The sequence below is a fragment of the Ralstonia pickettii genome, assembly GCF_030582395.1.
GTDB classification, from domain to species: domain Bacteria; phylum Pseudomonadota; class Gammaproteobacteria; order Burkholderiales; family Burkholderiaceae; genus Ralstonia; species Ralstonia pickettii_D.
In genome coordinates this window covers 1,449,832-1,471,420 of sequence record NZ_CP104381.1, presented here as the reverse complement: position 1 = coordinate 1,471,420, position 21,589 = coordinate 1,449,832, and the positions used below count along the sequence as shown (strand labels likewise).

At 64.1% G+C, this 21,589-nt stretch carries 15 protein-coding genes; 3 read left to right on the top strand and 12 right to left on the bottom strand.

Features of this window, described 5'->3' with window-relative positions:
* Positions 1 to 72: 72 nt before the first annotated feature.
* The 7 genes from ispC to rpsB all read right to left on the bottom strand — a co-directional run bounded on the left by ispC (position 73) and on the right by rpsB (position 6,553).
* Positions 73 to 1,263: a 1-deoxy-D-xylulose-5-phosphate reductoisomerase gene (gene ispC, locus N5B55_RS07095; RefSeq protein ID WP_304539594.1), complete on the bottom strand. Its 1,191-nt coding sequence runs from the start codon at positions 1,261 to 1,263 to the stop codon at positions 73 to 75.
* 11 nt (positions 1,264 to 1,274) lie between these two features.
* A complete protein-coding gene (locus tag N5B55_RS07090; protein ID WP_304539593.1) occupies positions 1,275 to 2,093 on the bottom strand; it encodes a phosphatidate cytidylyltransferase in 819 nt (272 codons plus the stop codon).
* A 3-nt stretch (positions 2,094 to 2,096) separates the two neighbouring features.
* The gene (gene uppS / locus N5B55_RS07085) at positions 2,097 to 2,873 is read right to left on the bottom strand and encodes a polyprenyl diphosphate synthase (RefSeq protein ID WP_009238236.1); all 777 of its coding nucleotides are present in this window, start codon (positions 2,871 to 2,873) and stop codon (positions 2,097 to 2,099) included.
* Between the two features lie 52 nt (positions 2,874 to 2,925).
* Positions 2,926 to 3,486 (bottom strand): ribosome recycling factor, encoded by a 561-nt coding sequence (gene frr, locus N5B55_RS07080; protein WP_009238237.1) that lies wholly within the window; start codon positions 3,484 to 3,486, stop codon positions 2,926 to 2,928.
* Between the two features lie 177 nt (positions 3,487 to 3,663).
* Positions 3,664 to 4,374: a UMP kinase gene (gene pyrH, locus N5B55_RS07075; RefSeq protein ID WP_009238238.1), complete on the bottom strand. Its 711-nt coding sequence runs from the start codon at positions 4,372 to 4,374 to the stop codon at positions 3,664 to 3,666.
* Positions 4,375 to 4,665: 291 nt separating this feature from the next.
* Positions 4,666 to 5,556 carry a translation elongation factor Ts gene (tsf, locus tag N5B55_RS07070; protein WP_304539592.1) on the bottom strand — a complete coding sequence of 297 codons (891 nt, stop codon included), beginning with the start codon at positions 5,554 to 5,556 and terminating at the stop codon, positions 4,666 to 4,668.
* Between the two features lie 253 nt (positions 5,557 to 5,809).
* Positions 5,810 to 6,553, bottom strand: a complete 744-nt coding sequence (rpsB, locus tag N5B55_RS07065) for a 30S ribosomal protein S2 (protein ID WP_009238240.1) — start codon at positions 6,551 to 6,553, stop codon at positions 5,810 to 5,812.
* Positions 6,554 to 6,857: 304 nt separating this feature from the next.
* Between rpsB and map the strand changes: the two genes are divergently transcribed.
* The 3 genes from map (at position 6,858) to N5B55_RS07050 (ending at position 12,367) form a co-directional block, all read left to right on the top strand.
* Positions 6,858 to 7,682: a type I methionyl aminopeptidase gene (gene map, locus N5B55_RS07060; protein ID WP_009238241.1), complete on the top strand. Its 825-nt coding sequence runs from the start codon at positions 6,858 to 6,860 to the stop codon at positions 7,680 to 7,682.
* Between the two features lie 118 nt (positions 7,683 to 7,800).
* On the top strand, positions 7,801 to 10,389 hold the full coding sequence (locus N5B55_RS07055; RefSeq protein WP_304539591.1) for a [protein-PII] uridylyltransferase: 2,589 nt from the start codon (positions 7,801 to 7,803) through the stop codon (positions 10,387 to 10,389).
* Entirely contained in the window at positions 10,373 to 12,367 is a 1,995-nt protein-coding gene (locus tag N5B55_RS07050; RefSeq protein WP_304539590.1) for a pseudouridine synthase, read from the top strand. The genes N5B55_RS07055 and N5B55_RS07050 overlap by 17 nt, the downstream gene beginning before the upstream one ends.
* Before the next feature lie 73 nt (positions 12,368 to 12,440).
* Here the strand turns inward: N5B55_RS07050 and N5B55_RS07045 are convergent, their stop codons facing one another.
* From N5B55_RS07045 to smc, 5 genes are all read right to left on the bottom strand, one after another.
* Positions 12,441 to 13,562, bottom strand: a complete 1,122-nt coding sequence (locus N5B55_RS07045; RefSeq protein WP_154207439.1) for an alpha/beta fold hydrolase — start codon at positions 13,560 to 13,562, stop codon at positions 12,441 to 12,443.
* Between the two features lie 68 nt (positions 13,563 to 13,630).
* Positions 13,631 to 14,164, bottom strand: coding sequence for a peptide deformylase (def, locus tag N5B55_RS07040; RefSeq protein WP_012761892.1), 534 nt, complete (start codon positions 14,162 to 14,164; stop codon positions 13,631 to 13,633).
* Positions 14,161 to 16,602, bottom strand: a complete 2,442-nt coding sequence (gene ligA, locus N5B55_RS07035) for an NAD-dependent DNA ligase LigA (RefSeq protein WP_304539589.1) — start codon at positions 16,600 to 16,602, stop codon at positions 14,161 to 14,163. Before ligA ends, def begins: the two co-directional genes overlap by 4 nt.
* Positions 16,603 to 16,612: 10 nt before the next feature.
* Positions 16,613 to 17,827 carry a cell division protein ZipA C-terminal FtsZ-binding domain-containing protein gene (locus N5B55_RS07030; RefSeq protein WP_304539588.1) on the bottom strand — a complete coding sequence of 405 codons (1,215 nt, stop codon included), beginning with the start codon at positions 17,825 to 17,827 and terminating at the stop codon, positions 16,613 to 16,615.
* Positions 17,828 to 21,343: a chromosome segregation protein SMC gene (smc, locus tag N5B55_RS07025; RefSeq protein WP_304539587.1), complete on the bottom strand. Its 3,516-nt coding sequence runs from the start codon at positions 21,341 to 21,343 to the stop codon at positions 17,828 to 17,830.
* Positions 21,344 to 21,589: the final 246 nt, after the last annotated feature.

The following is a 21,589-nucleotide window of genomic DNA, read 5'->3' as shown; positions in this document are numbered from 1 at the left end:
GCACTGAAGGGCACGCGCGAGGCTGGCCCGCGCGAAGCCGCTATGTTACCCGCTTGCTCTGACGGCGCGCTTTCATGCAGCCGGCAGCTGCGCGCGTACGGTCGAGATATAGCGCTCGGCCTGCTGACGCGCCTGGGCGTCGGCAGCAAAAACGGTGTCAAGCGAATCAGCCGGCACGACCGACGTGCGGGCGAGCGTGTCAGCCACGACGGCAGCAATCTCGGTGAACCGGATGCGGCGCTGCAAAAATGCCTCGACAGCCACCTCGTTGGCCGCGTTCAGTGCAGCAGGTGCCGTACCACCGGCACGCAGTGCCTCGAACGCCAAGGCCAGGCACGGGAATCGGCGCAGGTCCGGCGCCTCGAAAGTCAGTGCGCCCGTGGTGACGAGATCGAGCAGCGCAACGCCGGCCTCGATGCGCTCGGGATATGCCAGGCCGTAGGCGATCGGCGTGCGCATATCCGGGTTGCCGAGCTGCGCCAGCACGGAGCCATCGTCGTAGCCGACCATCGAATGGATGACGCTCTGCGGGTGGATCAGGACTTCGAGATGCTCGACCGGGACGCCGAACAGCCAGTGCGCCTCGATCACCTCCAGCCCCTTGTTCATCATGGTGGCGGAATCGACCGAGATCTTGCGCCCCATCACCCAGTTCGGATGCGCGCACGCCTGATCTGGCGTGACATCCGCAAGAGACTCCACAGGGCGCGTGCGGAACGGGCCGCCCGATGCCGTCAGCACGATGCGTGACACGCCGCGCCCGAACTGCGGAACTTGCTGCGGCAGGCATTGGAAGATGGCGTTGTGCTCGCTGTCGATTGGAAGCACGGTGGCGCCATGCTGACGCACGGCGTCCATGAAGAGCGCGCCGGACATGACCAGCGCCTCCTTGTTGGCCAGCAGCACGCGCTTGCCGGCGCGCACAGCAGCGAGCGTCGGGCGCAACCCTGCTGCGCCGACGATGGCCGCCATCACGGCATCGCAGTCGGGGTGGCCCGCAGCTTCTTCCAATGCCTCGCGGCCGAAACGGATCTCGATGCCGGCGGCCTCTGCGCCGAGCTGGTCACGCAATGCATCCGCCGCGACCGCCGAACCAAGCACCGCCATCTTCGGGCGAAACTCGCGGCAGAGCAGTGCGAGCTTGTCGGCCTGCGCGTTGGCGGTCAACGCAAAAACGCTGTACTTGTCGGGATGACGGCGCACCACGTCGAGCGTGCTGTCGCCAATGGAGCCGGTGGCGCCAAGAACGGTCAAACGCATCATGTTCGGACGCCTCAGGAAATCAGCAGCGCAGCCAGCGGAAACACCGGCAGCAGCGCGTCGATACGATCGAGCACGCCGCCGTGGCCGGGCAACAGGCGGCTGCTGTCTTTCATGCCGACCTGACGCTTGAGCAGGGATTCAAACAAATCGCCGCCGACGCTTGCAACCACCAGCAGGATGGTCAGCACCAGGGCCAGGACGGCGCCGCGCTGATCAAACTGGTGCGAAAACCACGTCGGCGCAAACCAGTGCGTGATGCCGGCCACGGTGGCGATCACGGCAACCAGCACGGCGCCGCCGATCGCACCTTCCCACGACTTACCAGGGCTGATGGTCGGTGCAAGCTTGCGGCGGCCAATGGCCTTGCCGACAAAATACGCGCCCACATCGGCCGCCCACACGAGCAACGCGACCGACAGCAGAAAGGCGACGCCGTGCGTGCGCAATTCAATGGCGCCATGCACAAACGCCGGCAACATCACCAAGCCAAGCAGCGCGAAAACGATTCTGCGGGTGCCATGCAACTCGCGCACGCCACCTGCCAGCAGCGCCCAGGCGATCACCCAGGCGATGACTGCGCCATGGAACAGCGGGCGCACATCACCACGAACGGGTATGTCGTGCCAGGCGATCGTCAGCATGACGACTACGACGGCATAGAGAATGGGGCCCCACCAGCCGGGCAGGCGCACGAGACGCCCCCACTCCCACGCCGCGAGGGCTGCAAATACCGTCACCAGTCCGGCCAGGCCGGCGGGCGGCGCGAAAAACAAAATGGGCAGGATGACAATCAGCAGGCAGACAGCGGTAATGACGCGAGTCAGCAGCATGTGTCAGGCTCCGGCGGACAGCGCGGGGGGAACATCGGGGTCGAGCTGCGCGCTGGTGCGTCCAAAGCGGCGCTCGCGGTTGCGATACCACGCAAAAGCGCGATCGAGCTCTGCGGCATCGAAATCCGGCCAGTAGCGATCGGTGAAGTACAGCTCGGAATAGGCAAGCTGCCACAGCAGAAAGTTACTGATGCGCTGCTCGCCACCGGTGCGGATGAACAGGTCCGGCTCCGGCGCATAGGACAGCGCCATGTACGGCGCCAGCATCTCTTCTGTGATGGCGTCGGGTGCAATGCCGGGCTGCGCTGCCAACAACGCGCGCATAGCCTGCAGGATGTCCCAGCGCCCACCGTAGTTGGCGAGAATCGTGACGGTCAGCCCGGGGTTGGCGGCTGTCTTGGCTTCAGCTTCTCGAATCAAGAGCTGGATACGCGGGCTAAATGCCGACAGATCGCCCACCACGCGCAGGCGGATGCCGTTGTCATGAAGCTTGCTCACTTCGCGACGCAGCGCCGTCATGAACAGCTTCATGAGGAAGGTGACTTCCTCTGCCGGGCGACGCCAGTTTTCGGAGCTGAAAGCAAACAGCGTCAAGTAGCCGACGCCACGGCGCGCAGCCGCTTCAACGGTTGCACGTACGGCATCGAGGCCGCGGCTATGCCCGGCCACGCGAGGCAGGTGCCGTTCGGTGGCCCAGCGGCCGTTACCGTCCATGATGACGGCAACGTGGCGCGGCGTGTCGGCGGTGTCTGGCACCGCCAGTGTGGAACTGATATGCATGAATCGGGCTTCCCACCGCCTGCACCCAATGCGCCGGCGACGGGAGACGGCCTTACACCGTCATGATTTCCTTGTCTTTCTCGGCGACCAGCTTGTCGATCTCGGCGACGAACTTGTCGGTCAGCTTCTGGATGTCGTCACCACCGCGGCGCTCGTCGTCTTCCGAGATCGCCTTGTCCTTCACCAGTTTCTTGAGCTGTTCATTGGCATCGCGACGCAGGTTGCGCACGGCGACCTTGGCATCCTCGCCCTCGCCCTTCACGACCTTGGTCAGCTCCTTTCGGCGCTCTTCGGTCAGGGCGGGGGTCGGCACGCGAATGATGTCGCCCATCGTGGCGGGGTTCAGGCCGAGGTCCGCTTCACGGATGGCCTTCTCGACGGCTTGCACCATCTTCTTTTCCCACGGTTGCACGCCAATCGTGCGTGCGTCCACCAGCGTCACGTTGGCAACCTGGCTGATCGGCACCATCGAGCCGTAGTAGTCAACTTGCACGTGATCGAGCAGACCGGTGTGGGCACGGCCAGTACGGATCTTGGCCAGATCCGTCTTCAGAGCCTCGATCGACTTCTGCATCTTCTGCTCGGCATTCTTCTTGACATCGGCGACGCTCATACTTCCTCCGAACGATAACGGCGGTCTGCCGAACATGCACCCCGGAACACGGCACAGGGCACCGGCAAGACCAAAAAGACAATAGGCGATTTTACATGGAAGCCGCTCGCCAACGCCATTTACGCAGGGTCAGCGAACGGTAAAAAAAGGCGCCTGCTATGCGGCTTTCCGACGGCTTCAGACGTGCACCAGCGTGCCTTCGTCTTCACCCAGGATCACGCGCTTGAGCGCGCCCGGCTTCTGGATCGAGAACACCTTGATCGGCAGCTTCTGGTCGCGGCACAGCGCGAAAGCGGTCGCGTCCATCACCTGCAGGTTGCGCGAAATGGCTTCGTCAAAAGTAATCGTGGTGTAGCGCGTGGCGCTCGGGTCCTTCTTCGGATCGGCAGTGTAGACCCCATCGACCTTGGTGGCCTTGAGCACAATCTCTGCGCCGATTTCCGAGCCGCGCAGCGCCGCCGCGGTGTCGGTCGTGAAGAACGGGTTGCCGGTGCCTGCGGCGAAGATCACGATCTTGCCTTCTTCCAACTGGCGGATGGCACGCGGGCGGATGTACGGTTCGACCACTTGGTCCAGGCGCAGCGCCGATTGAACGCGGCCTTCGAGGTTGGCATGACGCATGGCGTCCTGCAGGGCCAGCGCGTTCATCATGGTGGCCAGCATGCCCATGTAGTCGGCCGTGGCGCGGTCCATGCCGGCGGCGCCGCCCGCGACACCGCGGAAGATGTTGCCGCCGCCGATCACCACTGCCACCTGCACGCCCAGCTTCACGATTTCAGCGATGTCGTTGACCATCCCTTCGATGGTGCTGCGGTTGATGCCGAAGGCATCGTCGCCCATCAGGGCTTCGCCGGAAAGTTTGAGTAGAACGCGCTTGTAGGCAGGCATGGAGATCCTCGTGACGATTCCTGGTACGGGAAACAGGAAAGGGGAAATGACGCTGCGGATATGACGACGACGTGCAAAGCGGGGACTTCGCACATCCCGCAACCTTCTTGCGCGGAAGCCGTCGGAAAAATCACCAACGATGCCCGCGCAAGCAGGCTGCACCTGCAAACAGGGCACCTTTCGGTGCCCTGTCTGTTTGGCATTATACGGCTGCGCCAATGGTGGAAACGAACCCTACCGGCCTGCGCCGGAAGGCGGCTCGCCGCGCCGCTGGAGACAGCCGCTGCAGCATTACGCCTGTTGCTTGGCGGCGGCCACTTGGGCGGCCACTTCAGCGGCAAAGTCGTCTTGCTTCTTCTCGATGCCCTCGCCCACCACGTACAGGGTGAAAGCCTTCACGGTCGTGTTGGCGGCCTTGAGCATTTGCTCAACGGTCTGCTTGTCGTTCTTCACGAACGGCTGGTTCAGCAGCGAGACTTCCTTCAGATACTTCTGCACGCTGCCTTCGACCATCTTGGCAACGATTTCAGCCGGCTTGCCCGATTCTGCAGCCTTCTGCTCGGCAACGCTGCGCTCCTTGGCGACCAGCTCGGCAGGCACGTCGTCAGCCGACAGCGACACGGGCTTCATCGCGGCAGCCTGCATTGCTGCGTCCTTGGCCGCCACTTCGTTGCCTTCGAATGCCACCATCACGCCGATGCGGGTGCCGTGCAGGTACGAAGTCAGCTGAGTGCCTTCGAAACGCTGGAAGCGACGGATCGTCATGTTCTCGCCGATCTTGCCGATCAGGCCCACGCGTACGTCTTCCACCGTCGGGCCAAAGCCGTCTTGCGACAGCGGCAGGCCGCCGACAGCCGCAACGTCAGCCGGGTTGTTCTTGGCAATCAGTGCTGCGACCGAGTTGGCGAAGGCCAGGAACGAATCGTTCTTCGAGACGAAGTCGGTTTCGCAGTTGATCTCGACCAGCGCGCCGGTCTTGCCTTCCACAGCAGCGGCCACCACGCCTTCAGCGGTGATGCGCGAGGCGGCCTTGCCGGCCTTGTTGCCCAGCTTCACGCGCAGGATCTCTTCGGCCTTTTCCAGGTTGCCTTCGGCTTCGGTCAGGGCCTTCTTGCACTCCATCATCGGCGCGTCGGTCTTCGCGCGCAGTTCTGCAACCATGCTTGCGGTAATTGCCGCCATTCTCATGCTCCTTGTTTCAGATCGTCGTCCGGTCGCGCGCGGATCAGTCTTCGCCTCGCGCCGGCCTGTCGTCCGGTTTCCATCCGGCCGCCCCACGAGATACGACGCGCGTGGGGCATCCGCATGACAAATTTCAAAAAAAAGGGGCGTTTGTTACGCGCCCCTGTCTGGCCATCAACCCTGATGGGCTCCATCAGGTGCGGCCTGGCACGCGTCCCGCGCAATCAAGCCGCGGGCGCCCGCCTTCTTGTATTTAGCCTTCTTGGACTTCGACGAAGTCGTCGCCGCCGCGAGCGGCTTCAACCACTTCCTGGACCGCATTCGCACGGCCTTCCAGGATCGCGTCGGCCACGCCGCGCACGTACAGTGCAACAGCCTTGCTCGAGTCGTCGTTACCCGGGATGACGTAGTCGATGCCTTCCGGCGAGTGGTTCGTGTCAACCACGCCGATCACCGGAATACCCAGCTTGGCAGCTTCGGTCACGGCAATCTTGTGGTAACCAACGTCCACCACGAAGATGGCGTCCGGAATGCCGCCCATGTCCTTGATGCCGCCAATGGACTTCACCAGCTTGTCCATTTCGCGTTCGAACATCAGCGCTTCCTTCTTGCTCATGGTTTCGGTCGCGCCGGCTTCCTTGGCGACTTCCATGTCCTTCAGGCGCTTGATCGAGGTCTTGACCGTCTTGAAGTTGGTCAGCATGCCGCCGAGCCAGCGGCTGTCGACGAACGGCATGCCTGCGCGAGCCGCTTCTTCAGCCAGGATCTCGCGCGATTGACGCTTCGTACCAACGAACAGAATGGTGCCCCGGTTGGCTGCCAGTTGGCGCACGTACTTCAGTGCGTCCTGGTACATCGGCAGCGTCTTTTCCAGGTTGATGATGTGAATCTTGTTGCGATGGCCAAAGATGTAAGGGGCCATCTTGGGGTTCCAGAAGCGGGTCTGGTGGCCAAAGTGGACACCGGCTTCCAGCATTTCGCGCATGGTTACGGACATGAAATTCTCCAGTCGGGTTAGGTCTAAAGCCGCCTCAGACATTCTTCGCATGCGATACGAAAAACACCCGCGGTGAAGCGGCTCGCGATTTCAAGCGCCACCGGCCACACGACCGGCAACTGCTTAGCCAGCGATTATAGCGGCAAAAACCCAATCAACTCAAGACCTTCCGAGTATCCGCGACAAACCGAGCAAGACTGGCGCCCGCCGCCCGAAAACCCCGGCCGGGGCGCTTTGGTGCGATAATTCGTCCTTTAGCCACGACGCGGCGCTCCAGGCGCCTGCGTGCAGAAAGAGTCACAGCATGGCCGTTACCATTCACACCGCCGAAGACATTGCGCAGATGCGCGTGGCCTGCCGGCTTGCGTCCGAAGTTCTCGACTACATCACGCCGTTCGTCGTACCCGGCGTGACGACAGGCAAGCTGGACCAGCTGTGCCACGCCTACATGCGTGACGTGCAAGGCACCGTGCCGGCACCGCTGAACTATGCGCCCCCAGGCTATCCGCCCTTCCCGGCATCGATCTGCACATCGGTCAACGATGTGATCTGCCACGGCATTCCCGGCGACAAGGTGCTTAAGAATGGGGATATCGTCAATCTCGACATCACGGTCATCACCAAGGAAGGCTACTACGGCGATACCAGCCGCACGTTCGTTGTTGGCGAGGGCTCGATCCTCGCCAAGCGCCTGACCCAGGTGACGTTCGAATGCATGTGGAAGGGCATTGCTGCAGTGCGTCCGGGCGCCCGCCTCGGTGATATCGGCCACGTGATCCAGCAGCATGCCGAAGCCGCGGGCTACAGCGTGGTGCGTGAATATTGCGGCCACGGCATCGGCAAGAAATTCCACGAAGATCCGCAAATCCTGCACTACGGCCGGCCCGGTACCGGGATGGAATTGAAAGCCGGCATGATCTTCACGATCGAACCGATGATCAACGCGGGCAAGCGCGACATCCGCACGATGCCCGACCAATGGACGGTCAAGACGCGTGACCGCAGCCTGTCGGCGCAGTGGGAACATACGCTTCTGGTGACGGAAACCGGCCATGAAGTGCTGACGGTGTCGGCATTGACGCCACCGGCACCCGAATTCGTACACGAAGGCGCTCCGGCCACGGCCTGATCCTCGCGGGCGAGCTGCGACCTCAGCGGCGGTAACGTCCCGCTGATCTCGCCCCGCACCGGCTCAACTCCTGCAGCGACCGGCTCATTCCGGTCGCTGTTTCATTCACGCTCTGCTCATGCCCTCCGCTGCCGCCGTCCCTGCCGAAGAAACTCATCCGCGCGACGCCCTGAAAGCTGAGCGCGCGCGCCTGTTCGCGCAGTTCGACCAGCACGCCAACGTTCAGCAACTTGTGACCAAGCTGGCGCGCGCGGTGGACCGTTCGCTCGTGTGTCTTTGGCAGGAAGAGCAGATGCCCACCACCTGCGCGCTGATTGCCGTGGGCGGCTACGGGCGCGGCGAGCTGTTTCCGCATTCCGATGTGGACATCCTCCTCTTGCTGCCAGGCACCGCAGACAAGGCCTTGGAGGCCCGGCTGGAGGCCTTCATCGGCCGCTGCTGGGACATGGGGTTGGACATCGGCTCCTCGGTGCGCACGGTCGACGAGTGCATCAAGGAAGCCGCACAAGACGTAACAGTACGCACGTCGCTGCTGGAAGCGCGTCTGCTGACGGGCGACGAAGGGTTATACCGCACGTTCGAGACGCACTATCAAGGCCATCTGGACGCCGCAGACTTCTTCCAGTCGAAACTGCTGGAAATGCGCCAGCGGCACGCCAAGTACCAGGACACGCCCTACTCGCTCGAACCTAACTGCAAGGAAAGCCCCGGCGGCCTGCGCGACCTGCAGGTCATTCTGTGGATGACGCGCGCGGCTGGGTTCGGCTCCAGCTGGAACGAGCTGCTCGCCAATGGCCTGCTGACGCGCCGTGAAGCGCAGGAGCTGGCCAGCAACGAGCGCTTGCTCAAAACCGTCCGCGCGCGTCTGCACCTGCTGGCCGGGCGCCGGCAGGACGTATTGGTGTTCGATCTGCAGACGCAACTGGCCGAATCGTTCGGATACCGCCCGACCACCGCCAAGCGCGCGAGCGAACAGCTCATGCGCCGCTATTACTGGGTGGCCAAGGCGGTCACGCAGCTCAATACCGTGGTGCTGCAGAACATCGAGGCGCGGCTGTTCCCGAGCGAGCTGGGTATCACGCGGCGGATCAACGATCGCTTTGTCGAACGGCAAGGCATGCTCGAGATTGCCGACGCCGATCTCTACCAGCGCGAGCCGACGGCCATCCTGGAAACGTTCCTGCTTTACGAGCAGACGCGCGGCATCAAGGGATTGGCAGCCAGCACGATGCGCGCGCTCTACAACGCGCGGACGTTGATGGACGCCAAATGGCGCAAGGATCCGGCCAATCGCGCGCTGTTCCTGTCGATCCTGCAACAGCCGCAGGGCATCACGCACGCGCTGCGCCTGATGAACCAGACCAGCGTGCTCGGCCGCTACCTGGTCAACTTCCGCCGCATCGTCGGGCAGATGCAGCACGACCTGTTCCACGTCTACACGGTCGATCAGCACATCCTGATGGTGGTGCGCAATATCCGCCGTTTCGCCATCGTCGAGCACACGCACGAGTTTCCGTTCTGCAGCCAGTTGATGGCGAACTTCGACAAGCCGTGGGTGCTGACCGTGGCCGCGCTGTTCCATGACATTGCGAAAGGCCGCGGCGGTGATCACTCCGTGCTCGGCATGTCCGACGCACGGCGCTTCTGCAAGGAACACGGCATCGCCAAGGAAGACGCAGACTTGATCGTCTGGCTTGTCGAACATCACCTGACGATGAGCCAGGTCGCGCAGAAGCAGGACCTCGGCGATCCCGAAGTCATCCGCCATTTTGCCGATCTGGTCGGCACCGAGCGTCGGCTGACCGCGCTGTATCTGCTGACCGTTGCCGACATCCGCGGCACCAGCCCCAAGGTGTGGAACGCCTGGAAGGGCAAGCTGCTGGAAGACCTGTACCGCATGACGCTGCGCGTGCTCGGCGGCGCCACCACGGACCCGCACGCCGTGCTCGAAGGGCGCAAGGAAGAAGCGCGCGCCCTGCTGCGCCTGGCCGCGCTGGACGACACTGCACACGAGGCACTGTGGAAACAGCTCGACGTGGGCGTGTTCCTGCGCCACGACGCGCGCGACATCGCCTGGTTCACGCGGCATTTCTACAACCGTGTCGACACGACGATCCCGATCGTGCGAGCACGCATTTCACCAGCGGGCGTCGGCCTGCAGGTGGCGGTGTACTCGCCGGATCGGCCCGATCTTTTTGCGCGCATCTGCGGCTACTTCGAGCGCAAGAGCCTGACGATTCTGGACGCCAAGATTCACACCACGAAACACGGCTACGCACTCGACACCTTCCAGGTAGCCGACCCCAGCAGCGGCCTGGTAGAGCCCGGCCATTACCGCGACATCATCACGCTGGTCGAGCACGAGCTGGCTGAGCAGATCTCACGCGAAACCGCGCTGCCCGAGCCGCCGCGAGGGCGCATCTCGCGCCAGTCACGCAGCTTCCCGATCAAGCCGCGCGTCGACCTGCGGGCGGACGAGCGCGGCCAGTATTACCTGCTGTCCATTTCTGCAACAGACCGCACCGGTCTGCTCTACGCCATTGCCCGCGTGCTCGCACACCGTCGCGTGTCGGTACACACCGCGCGCATCAACACGCTCGGCGAGCGCGTGGAAGATATTTTCCTGGTCGACGGCACCCGCCTGACCCAGGACAACAAACTGCAGCTCGAACTTGAAAGCGAGCTGCTCGATGCGCTCGCCATCTGAGCGCCAGCCTTACCGGTCTAGATTCATGACTACCGATTCCGATGATTTCCCGGGCGACGACGACAAGCGCCGCGCCAGCGACCCGACGCAGCGTGCCACCCGCCCGGGCAAGCGCACCACGCTCGGCGTGCGCCGCGATGACGAAGGCAATTCCGTGCGTTCGACCGGCAAGCCGCTGCGCTCGTCCGACCTGAACCGCGAGCGCCAGCCGCTGCGCCCATCGCAACGCCGCGCCAAGCCGGAAGAACGCGCAGGTAAGCCGCCCCGCCCCGCACGTCCTGCCCGACGCGACGACGATGGCCAGACGCGCGATGCCAAGCCGCGCCGCATGCAAGGCGATCGCCCGCCGCGACGCTTTGATGACGAGCGTCCGCCGCGTCGGTTCAATGACGAGCAACGACCGCCCCGCCGCTCCGACGATGAGCGCACGCCGCGTCCCTTCGAAGATCGCCCACCCCGCCGGTTCGACGACGAACGTCCTCCGCGACGTTTCGACAACGACCAACGGCCGCCCCGTCGCTCTGATGATGAGCGCCCGCCCCGTCGTTTCGAAGATCGCCCACCCCGCCGGTTCGACGATGAGCGTCCCCCGCGTCGCTTTGACAACGACCGCCCACCGAGGCGCTTTGACGATGAACGACCGCCTCGCCGGTTTAACGACGATCAACGCCCGCCCCGTCGTTTCGATGACGAACGCCCGCGCCGCTACGGCGATGATCAACGCGCGCCGCGTCGCGATGGCGACCAACGTCCTCCGCGACGCTTTGATGATGAGCGCCCACCGCGCCGGTTTAGTGACGAACAGCGTCCGCCGCGTCGTTTCGACGATGAGCAACGCCCGCCGCGCCGGTTCGAGGATCGCCCACCACGCAAGTTCGGCGACGATCAACGCGCACCGCGTCGTGATGGCGACCAGCATCCCCCGCGACGCTTTGACGACGAACGTCCGCCTCGCCGGTACGGCGACGACCAACGCCCGCCGCGTCGATTCGACGACGAGCAACGGCCACCGCGCCGCTATGGCAACGACCGTGCTCCGCGTCGTTTCGATGACGACCGTCCGCCACGCCGCTTTGACAACGACCGTCCGCCACGCCGCTTTGAAGACCGTTCGGCCCGTCCGCAACGGCCCGAGCGCGAGCGTGAGGAGCGTGCCCCGCGTCATGCCGAGGAGCAGGCACCACGCCAGGCCGCGCAAACCGAATCCAGCGGGCTGGTCCGTCTGTCCAAACGCATGTCCGAACTGGGTCTGTGCTCTCGCCGCGAGGCCGACGAATGGATTCCGCGTGGCTGGGTGCTGGTGGATGGCGAGCCGGTCACCGAACTGGGGTCGCGCGTCAAGCCGGATGCGATCATCGAAATCCACCAGTCGGCGCGATCCGAGCAAGGCGAGCGCGTCACCGTGCTGATGCACAAGCCGGTCGGCTACGTTTCGGGCCAGGCGGAAGACGGCTATCAGCCGGCCGTTTCGCTATTCGTGCCGGAAAACCAGTGGGAAGGCGATCCTACGCGCAAGCGCTTCGCGCCGTGGCAGCGTCGGGCACTGGCGCCGGCCGGTCGGCTGGATATCGACTCCACCGGGTTGCTGGTGTTGACGCAGGACGGCCGAGTGGCACGCCACCTGATCGGCGAGGATTCGACGGTGGAGAAAGAATACCTGGTGCGCGTGGTGTGGCATTCACCGGACGGCGTTGTCGAGCACGACATCTCCAAGGTATTCCCGGAAGAGCTGATGGAGAAGCTGCGCTTTGGCCTGTCGCTCGACGGCGAAGCACTCAAGCCTGCAAAGGTGAGCTGGCAAAACGAAGAGCAGTTGCGCTTTGTTCTGCGCGAAGGCAAGAAACGCCAAATCCGCCGCATGTGCGAACAGGTGGGACTGGAAGTGGTCGGCCTGAAGCGCATCCGCATGGGCAGCATCGTGCTGGGCGATCTGCCGGTCGGCCAGTGGCGATTCCTGGGGCCGTTCGAGAAGTTCTGAGGCAGCCTCAGGCCCAAACAAAAAACCGGTCAGCGCACCCTGCGTTGACCGGTTTTTTTATGCTCTGCCTACATTACAGATGCGGAGCCTGGCAGGCTGCCCCCGAGGTGTTGGCCGACGCAGGCATGCCGAACACGGCCTGTGCGCCACAACGCGAACCGAACATCTTCGCCTGCTCGTGGCCTACGCCAACCACTTCGTGCGCCTGATGGTTGACGCGCTTGCGCCCCGCGAGGTAGCGCTCGTAGCGCCAGTAGTTGCGTGCGCGATCCAGGCGCGTCGGGCCTTCGGCCTCGGCACCGCACAACTTGTCGAGTACGCGGTGATTCGGGTCGTTGTCGTGCGTGCCGACCAGGTAAGTCACGTGGCGCTGTGCGTATCGGTTGAACAATTGGCGACCGGTCTTGCCGGCGGCATACGGCACCATGTCGACCATGCCGTATTTGTAGTGATCGTAGTCCGGGCAGACGCTGGTGCTGTAGCGCGCAAAGCCCTTGCCGCGCGGTCGCTCCGGCGTGAAATACAGATACGACGACGGGTTGGCGATCACGTAGCGCAAATCGATGCCGCGCTTGCGGATGACTTCATCCACGTTGTTGAGCACGGCGTAGCGTTGCACGACCTGGCCGCCGCCCGAATGGCCTGCCACCGTCACGCGCTTGACGTTGGGCGCGCGCGCCGGGTCGGTTACGTAGCCGATCAGATCATCGAGCACCTTGAGCGAACTCAGGTCCGTGTACGGTGCATTGGTGGCGTTGAAGCCGCCAATCCAGCCGTCCACCGACCACACCGGCATGCCGTCGAAGCCTTTGCCTTCGTCAGGCGTACCGGGAAAGTTCGGGGCAATCAGAAGGACCTCGTCGGGATTGCGGCCGCTGGCCTGGAGCAGCTCGGCGCCAGCGGCGTAGTAATCGTTTCCGTTGCGCTGCAGGCCGTGCTGCACGAACACGACTTCGCGGATGCTGCCGAGGTTGCCATCAAGCGGATGGTTGGCGTAGACCGGAAAATCGTAGCCAGCGGCATCGGCACCAAGATGCACGCGTTGCCACACCGGCCCTTGGGGATTTTGGGCAACCGGTGCGGCTCCGGTCGTTTCCGGCGTCTGCGGTCCTGCGCATGCGGCCAGCCCCAGCATCGCTGTCATGGCGACCCCGAGCGCCATCCGGCGCCAGCCCCTCAAACCATCGCGCTTCATATCGTCTCCGTGGTGGATGAAACATGCGTCCACCCGCCCCCGCAGGTGCGACGCTCACGCTGTCTCGATCAGTCGTCGTGATTGGCGGGCAATTCCGGGAACAGCACTTCGGTAAAGCCGAAGCGGGTGAAATCCTTCACGCGCATGGGATACAGCACGCCCTGCAGGTGATCGCATTCGTGCTGGACGACGCGGGCGTGGAAGCCCTCGGCAATTCTGTCGATGGCATGGCCATGCTGGTCGAAGCCGGTATAGCGCAGGCGCGTGTAGCGCGGCACCACACCGCGGAGGCCGGGTACCGAGAGGCAGCCTTCCCAGCCTTCTTCCATGTCGTTCGACAGCGGTTCGATGGTCGGGTTGATCAACACCGTCTTGGGCACGGCCGGCGCATCCGGATACCGGTCGTTGCGATCGAACCCGAAAATGACGACTTGCAGATCCACGCCGATTTGCGGAGCTGCCAGGCCGGCGCCGCGCGCCGCATCCATGGTGTCGAACATGTCTTCGATCAGGGCAGTCAGTTCGGGCGTGTGGAAACGCTCGACCGGCTTCGCCACGCGCAGCAGCCGGCTATCGCCCATCTTGAGGATATTTCGGATCATGACTGGTCTCCCGCCGGATTTTTCAACAGCGCGAGCATACCCGCTTCGTCCAGAACCTTCACGTTCAATTCTTCGGCTTTGGCGAGCTTGCTGCCGGCGTCTTCTCCGGCGACAACGAAGTCGGTTTTCTTCGACACCGATCCAGACACCTTGGCGCCCGCCGCTTCCAGCATGGCCTTGGCTTCATCACGCGTGAGGTGGGGCAACGTGCCGGTCAACACGACCGTCTTGCCGGCCAGCAGGCCTTCTTCGGCGGCCTCTGTGGGCATGGCGGCAAGCAGCTCACCGCGCAGTGCGTCCAGCTTCGCCAGTTGCTCGCGATGGTCGTGCGAAGCCAGCCATTCGAGCAGCGACGCAGCCACATCGGCGGGCAGGCCTGCCAACTGTTCGGGTTCCACCCTCGCCAGCTGCGCAAGCGTCGGTGCTGCCACGGCCAATTGCTTGGCACGCGTGGCCGTGAGCTTGGGCACGCCCAGCGTGGCGTAGAGCTCGGCCGGCTCCAGCTTCTCGCGCAGCTTCGCATTCGGCGCGTGCTCGCCTTGCGGCGCGACACCGGCTTCAAGCAGCGCATCCAGCGCCTGCTGATTCTTCGGCTCGGCAAAAAAATCGGCGATCGCCTCGGCTACCGTGGCGCCCACGTCCGGTAGCGCCAGCAACAGCGGCGCCGGTGCACGCCGGATCATCGCCAGGCTGCCGAGCCAGTCCGCGAGCGTCTTCGCGGTCGATTCGCCCACGTGGCGAATGCCCAGCGCAAACAGGAAGCGCGCCAGCGGCGGCGTCTTGCTGGCCTGGATGCCCTCCAGCAGATTCTCGGCCCACTTCGTGGCGATCTTGCCGGCGGAAACCGTCTCGGGCGTCACGCCATCACGCTCATCCGCGCGGCGCTTCATCTCAAGGAAATCTTCAAGCTTGAGTTTGTACAGATCGGCGATGCCATGCACGTAGTCCAGCTCGACCAGGTTGTCGATGTAACGCTCGCCCAAGCCTTCGATGTCCATCATGCGGCGGCCGGCAAAGTGGCGGATGGCCTCTTTACGCTGCGCCGAGCAGAACAGGCCACCTGAGCAACGTGCCACCGCCTCGCCCGCTTCACGCACGACGTGCGAGCCGCATACCGGGCACGTCTTCGGCAGTTCGAACGGCGGGTACTTCGGCTGCTGCTGCGGATTGAACAGATCACTGCCCGGCACCTCATCCATCGGGCGGCGATCGAACACAACGCTCACCACCTCGGGGATCACATCACCGGCGCGCCGGACGATCACGGTATCGCCAACGCGCACGTCCTTGCGGCGGACTTCGTCTTCGTTGTGCAGCGTCGCGTTGGTGACGGTCACGCCGCCAACAAACACCGGCACCAGCCGCGCCACGGGCGTGATAGCGCCCGTACGCCCGACCTGCACGCCAATGGATTCGACGGTCGTCAACGCTTCCTGCGCCGGATATTTGTGCGCGACGGCCCAGCGCGGCTCACGCGTGCGAAAGCCGAGTTCGCGCTGCAACGCGAGCGAGTTCACCTTGTAGACCACGCCGTCGATATCGAACGGCAAGCTGTCGCGCTTGGCGCCGATGGCGTCATGGAACTGAACCAGCCCGTCTCCGCCCTTCACCGCAGCGCGTTCAGCGCTGACCGGAAAACCAAACCCCTGCAGCGCGTCGAGCATGCCGGAATGCGTCTCGGGCATGCCTTTCCAGCCAACCACCTCGCCCAGCCCATAGGCGAAGAACGACAGCGGGCGCTCGGCAGCCATCCTGGGATCGAGTTGGCGTACGGCACCGGCCGCGGTGTTGCGCGGGTTGACGAAGGTCTTGTCGCCACGCTCACGCTGGCGGGCGTTGAGCTTTTCGAAGTCGTCGCGGCGCATGTAGACCTCGCCGCGCACTTCCAGCACGGGGGGCACATGGCCGTCAACATGCGACAGCCCAAGCGGAATCTGCCGGATCGTGCGGATGTTTTGCGTGACGTCTTCGCCCGTGGTGCCATCGCCGCGTGTGGCGGCCTGCACGAGATAACCGCGCTCGTAGCGCAGGCTGATCGCCAGGCCATCAAACTTCAGTTCGGCGGCATATTCGACCGGCGGATCGGTGTCATCGAGGCCCAGTTCGCGGCGCACGCTGGCATCGAACGCACGTGCGCCGTTGGCCGTGGTGTCGGTCTCGGTACGGATCGACAGCATCGGAATGACATGCCTGACCGGCGCAAACTCGGGCAGAACAGCGCCTCCGACGCGCAGCGTGGGCGAGTCGGCCGTCTTCAGTTCGGGATGTTCGGCCTCCAGCGCTTCCAGCTCTCGATAGAGCCGGTCGTATTCAGCGTCGGGCACGCTGGGCTGGTCGAGCACGTAGTACTCGTGGGCATAGCGGTTCAGCTCGGCACGCAGCCAAGCCGCCCGCGCCTCGGGCGTGGTACCGGACGCGGGTTCTGCAATCTTGCGCATCGTGGGCCCGTCAGTGGCTGAACAAGCGCACCGCGGTGCTCGAACCGGCCGGGATACCGCGCGCTTCAAGCTTGTCGTACAGCACCCGCAGATGCTTCTGGATGGCGACGAACGACTGCTCCGTCAGCGGACGCAGGTTGTCGTCCACCACCTGCGCACCCATGCGCTGCGATAGCGTGTAGGCGTATTCGCACACGAGCTTGAACGGCTTGCTTGCTTCTTCCGCCACCGGCACATCGAGCAGCAGCGTGATCTGGCGGCCGGCCTTGACCGTCAGGTCATCGCGCAGGAAATTGGTGTCGCCAAACTGCAGCGTGAATAGCGCGCGCTGTACGCCATCGGCACCGGCGTGGAAGCGCGTGAAACGCGTGCCGTCGCGCGAGAGCACGAGGCCGTCTTGCGTGGCGACCGTCTGCACATAGGCGGCCGACCACGGCGCACCGTCGGAAATCACGCTCACGCCCAGTTGCACATCGCACTCGGCGGCAAACGCGTCGAGTTCGCGGGCGTTGGAAATCGTCTCGTTCATGTCCGGCAGTTCCGGCACGGCGTCTGCCGCTTCCGACAGCGGATCGATCGCGTTGATGAACTCCGAGAACTCCAACGCATTCAGCGGGCCAGTGCGGTTGGCCAATTGCACGGCCACTTGCACGTCAAGATAGCGTTGACCGGCGCGGATGGCTTCCCACGCATTGGCGGCAGGGTTCAAACCTTCCACGTGGACCTGCTTGGTGCCTGCGCGGCGCAGCTTGGCGAGCGCCGGCAGCAGGCGGTCGCCCGACACTTCGCGTTCCGGATGCAGCGGCACGATGCAATCGATCAGCGGATCGATCACGCCATTGGCGGGCTCCAGCGAACCCGGCACGGGCTCGGCCGCCGCTTCCGCTTCGGCGGCCTCGAGCGCAGCATCGTCGCTTGACGGCGTAAGTTCGGCTGCGATCACGCCGGCTTCGGTTTCGGCGCTGCCCGTGGCGGGCGTGTGCGTCTTCGCCGAGAAACCGGGCTCAAGACGCGGTTCGACGCGGCCCGTCTCGTCGCGCTCTCCGCCCAGGGCGGGTTCGGCGCGCTCGGTCCAGCCTTCGCCGCGGGGCGTCTCGTCGACGGCCGGGTTATATACCTCGGGCCGGCGCGCCTTGCGGATTTGCCACTGGTTGTAGACAACAATCACGAGCACAAACACCACGCCTGCGCCCAGCAGGGCCATCACCAGGTTGTTGTCCTGCATTTACGCCGCCTCCGCCATGGTCAGCGCGGCATCCATGTCCACCGCCACGATCCGGGACACACCTTGTTCCTGCATGGTCACACCGATGAGCTGTTGCGCCATTTCCATCGCAATCTTGTTGTGAGAAATAAAAACGAATTGGGTCTTGTCAGACATGCGCTTGACCATGTTGGCGTAGCGCTCGGTGTTGGCGTCGTCCAGCGGGGCATCCACCTCGTCGAGCAAGCAGAACGGGGCCGGATTCAGCTGGAACATCGCAAACACCAGCGCAATCGCAGTCAGTGCCTTTTCACCGCCCGACAGCAAGTGAATGGTCGAATTCTTCTTGCCCGGCGGCTGCGCCATCACCTGCACGCCTGCATCGAGAATTTCTTCGCCGGTCATCATCAGCTTGGCCTGGCCGCCGCCGAACAGCGTCGGGAACAGCTCGCCAAAGTGATAGTTGACCTGATCGAACGTGCCTTGCAACAGCGCGCGCGTTTCCTGGTCGATCTTGCGGATGGCGTCTTCCAGCGTGGTGATGGCGTCGGTCAAATCGGCCGATTGTGCATCCAGGAAGCCCTTTCGCTCGCGCGCTGCCGCCAGTTCGTCGAGCGCAGCCATGTTGACGGGGCCCAGCGCGTTGATGGCGTTGTTGATGCGAGTGACTTCACCTTGCAGGTACGACGGTTTCAGATCGCCGGTCAGACGTTCGGCTAGCGCTGCTTCGTCCACATTGGCAGCGGTGAGCTGCTCGGTGAACTGCTCCTGGTTCAGGCGCGCGGCCTGTTCCTTCAATTGCAACTCGGTAATGCGATCGCGCAGCGGTTGCTGGGCGCGCTCTGCAGTCAGGCGTTGCTCGTCATGCGCGCGCAGTTGTGCAGTCAGCGCATCCAGTTCCATGCGTGCCAGCCCGAGCTTTTCTTCCTTCTCGGCACGGCGCTCCAGCGCTTCCTGCAGCCCGGTATGCGCGGTCTGCTCGTTGATGGTTTCCAGCTCGGCGCGCGCGTTTTCCAGCGTCAGCACGATCTGCTGCGCCTGGTCGCTCGCCACCTGGATGTTGCGCTTCAGTTCGGCAATGCGGTTCTGCAGATTGCGCTCGGCAAAGTGCGCCTCCTGTGCGCCGCGCTCCTGATCGCGCAAGGCGTTGCGCGCATCGCTCAGGCGAACTTCCAGCGCTTCGAACGCCTGCTGGCTGTCTTCAAAGCGCGCCTGCATGTCGGCGAGCGCCGCATCGTGCTGTTCGAACGTCGCTTCGGATTCGGCACGGATGGCACGCTGCTCTTCGATCTGCGCGCGAATCTCGTCCAACTCGCTGTCGATCTGGCCGCTGCGCGCGTTGTAGCGCTCCATCGCCTGCGACAGCTTGAGCACATCCATCTGCAGCACGTGCACGCGACGCGTGGCCTGCTCGGCGCGGGCCCGCACCTGCGTGAGGTTCTGGCTGGCCTGGCTGTACGCCGCTTCGGCGCGCACGGCGGCACTCTTGGCTTCGTCGGCCAACAGCATCTGCGCACGCACCTGTTTGTGCAGGTTTTCGATCTCCTGCGCACGCGCCAGCATGCCGGCCTGCTCGGAATCGGGCGCGTACAACTGCACCGACGACCGGCCAATCAAGTGCCCGGCCTGGACCACAAACGTGCCGCCTTCCGGCAACGTCTGCCGCGCGGCGAGCGCAGCCTGCATGTCGTCGGCGATATAGACGTCGGCCAGCCAGTCTTGCAGCACGGCGCGCATGCCGGGCTCCGTCACCTGCACCAGCGACATCAGCGGACGCAACCCCGCCGGCGCCTCGACCGGACGCGCTGCGGGAGGGGGCGCATAGAAGGCGAGCTTGGCGGGCGGCGCGTCGGCCGCAAACGCCTTGATCCAATCGAGGTTGGAGACTTCGAGCGCGCCAAGCTTTTCACGCAGCACCGCTTCGAGTGCGGGCTCCCAGCCCTGCTCGATCTGCAGCTTCTTCCAGAAGCGCGGCAGTTCGCTCAGCTCATGCTTGGCCAGCCACGGCTGGACCTTGCCGTCGGTCTGCACGTTCTCCTGCAGCTGCTTGAGCGCGGCGAGGCGCGCTTCCAGGCTAGCGATGGCGGCGGCTTCCGATTGCACGCGGTCCTGCGCGGCGCGGCGTGCCTCGTCGAGCTGCGGCACTTGTGTCTCGGCGTCTTCCAGCGCGGCTTGCGCTTCAGCCAGCACCTCTTCTTGCTCGGCCAGTTCGGCACGCAGAGTTTCGAGCTGCACGTCGTCCGGCTTGTCGAGGCCGGATGACTCTTGCGTCAGACGTTCGCGGCGCTGTTCGAGCTGCAGCAGGGCCTGATCGGCATTGCGCTGGTGTGCGGCTTCGAGCTTGAGGGCCTGTTCCGATTGCAGGATCGCGGCGCGTTGATCGTTCAGCGCGGTCTGTGCATCGCGCCACTGCGCTTCCATGGCGGGGAGTTCGTCGGCTTTGCGCGCGACGTCCTCGGCGGCCTGCGCAGCACGCTCCTCGGCCATGGCCAACTCTTCCTCGGCGGCGGCGAGGTCTTCCTGCGCCTGCTCGCCCTGCGTATGCCACTGTTCCTGCTGCGCGGTCAGCGTGGCGATCTGCTGCTGGATGCGATTGCGCGATTCCACCACGTAGCGAATTTCGGCTTCGAGGCGGCTGACCTCCGAATTGGCTTCGTACAGCGCGCCCTGCGCGGCGTGCATCGCGTCGGACGACGCGTAATGCGCCACGCGCATCGTTTCGAGTTCGGCCTCGATATGGCGCAACTGCGCGGTCTGCGCTTCCAGGTCGATCTGCGCCTGTTCGATTGCGCGCTGATGGCGTTCCTGCTCAGCTTGCGCTTCACGCTTGCGGAGCAGCCAGAGCAGGTGCTGCTTCTCTTCGCCTTCTGCCTGCAGCGTCTGGAAGCGCTGCGCAACTTCCGCCTGGCCCTCGAGCTTTTCGAGATTGGTGCCGAGTTCGCGCAGGATGTCTTCCACGCGCGTCAGGTTTTCACGCGTGTCGGAGAGGCGGTTTTCAGTTTCGCGGCGGCGTTCCTTGTACTTCGACACGCCCGCGGCTTCTTCCAGGAAGATGCGCATGTCATCGGGCTTGGCCTCGATGATGCGCGAGATCATCCCCTGCCCGATGATGGCGTAGGCGCGCGGCCCGAGGCCCGTGCCGAGAAAGATGTCCTGGATGTCGCGGCGGCGTACTGCCTGGTTGTTGATGAAGTACGACGAGGTGCCGTCGCGGCTGAGCACGCGCTTGACCGCCACTTCGGCGTATTGGCTCCACTGGCCGGCGGCGCGGCCTTCCGCGTTGTCGAATACGAGTTCGACGCTGGCGCGGCCAGCCGGCTTGCGCTGGGTCGAGCCGTTGAAGATGACGTCCTGCATCGATTCGCCACGAAGTTCCGCGGCGCGTGACTCACCGAGCACCCAGCGCACGGCGTCGATGATGTTGGATTTACCGCAACCGTTCGGGCCGACGATGCCGACAAGCTGGCCCGGAACGTGAAAATTGGTCGGATCGACGAAAGACTTGAAGCCTGCGAGCTTGATCGAAGAGAGGCGCACGTTGTGTTCGTCTCGAAGGGATCAGAAAAGGGGGATAAAGCGGGCGCCCCAGGAGCGCGCCTTTACCGTCACACCCACGCCGTTCGGCGCGGACTGACAAGGCACGCCCAAGGGGCGCGGATGGCGCCATCATACCATTCGCTCCCCGGCCTCCCGCCAATCAAATCGCTACAAAAATGGACGAAATTTGCAGCACGGAAGGCTCAATTGCTGCGGATTTGTAAGCAGTTTCACGTTCATGACAAA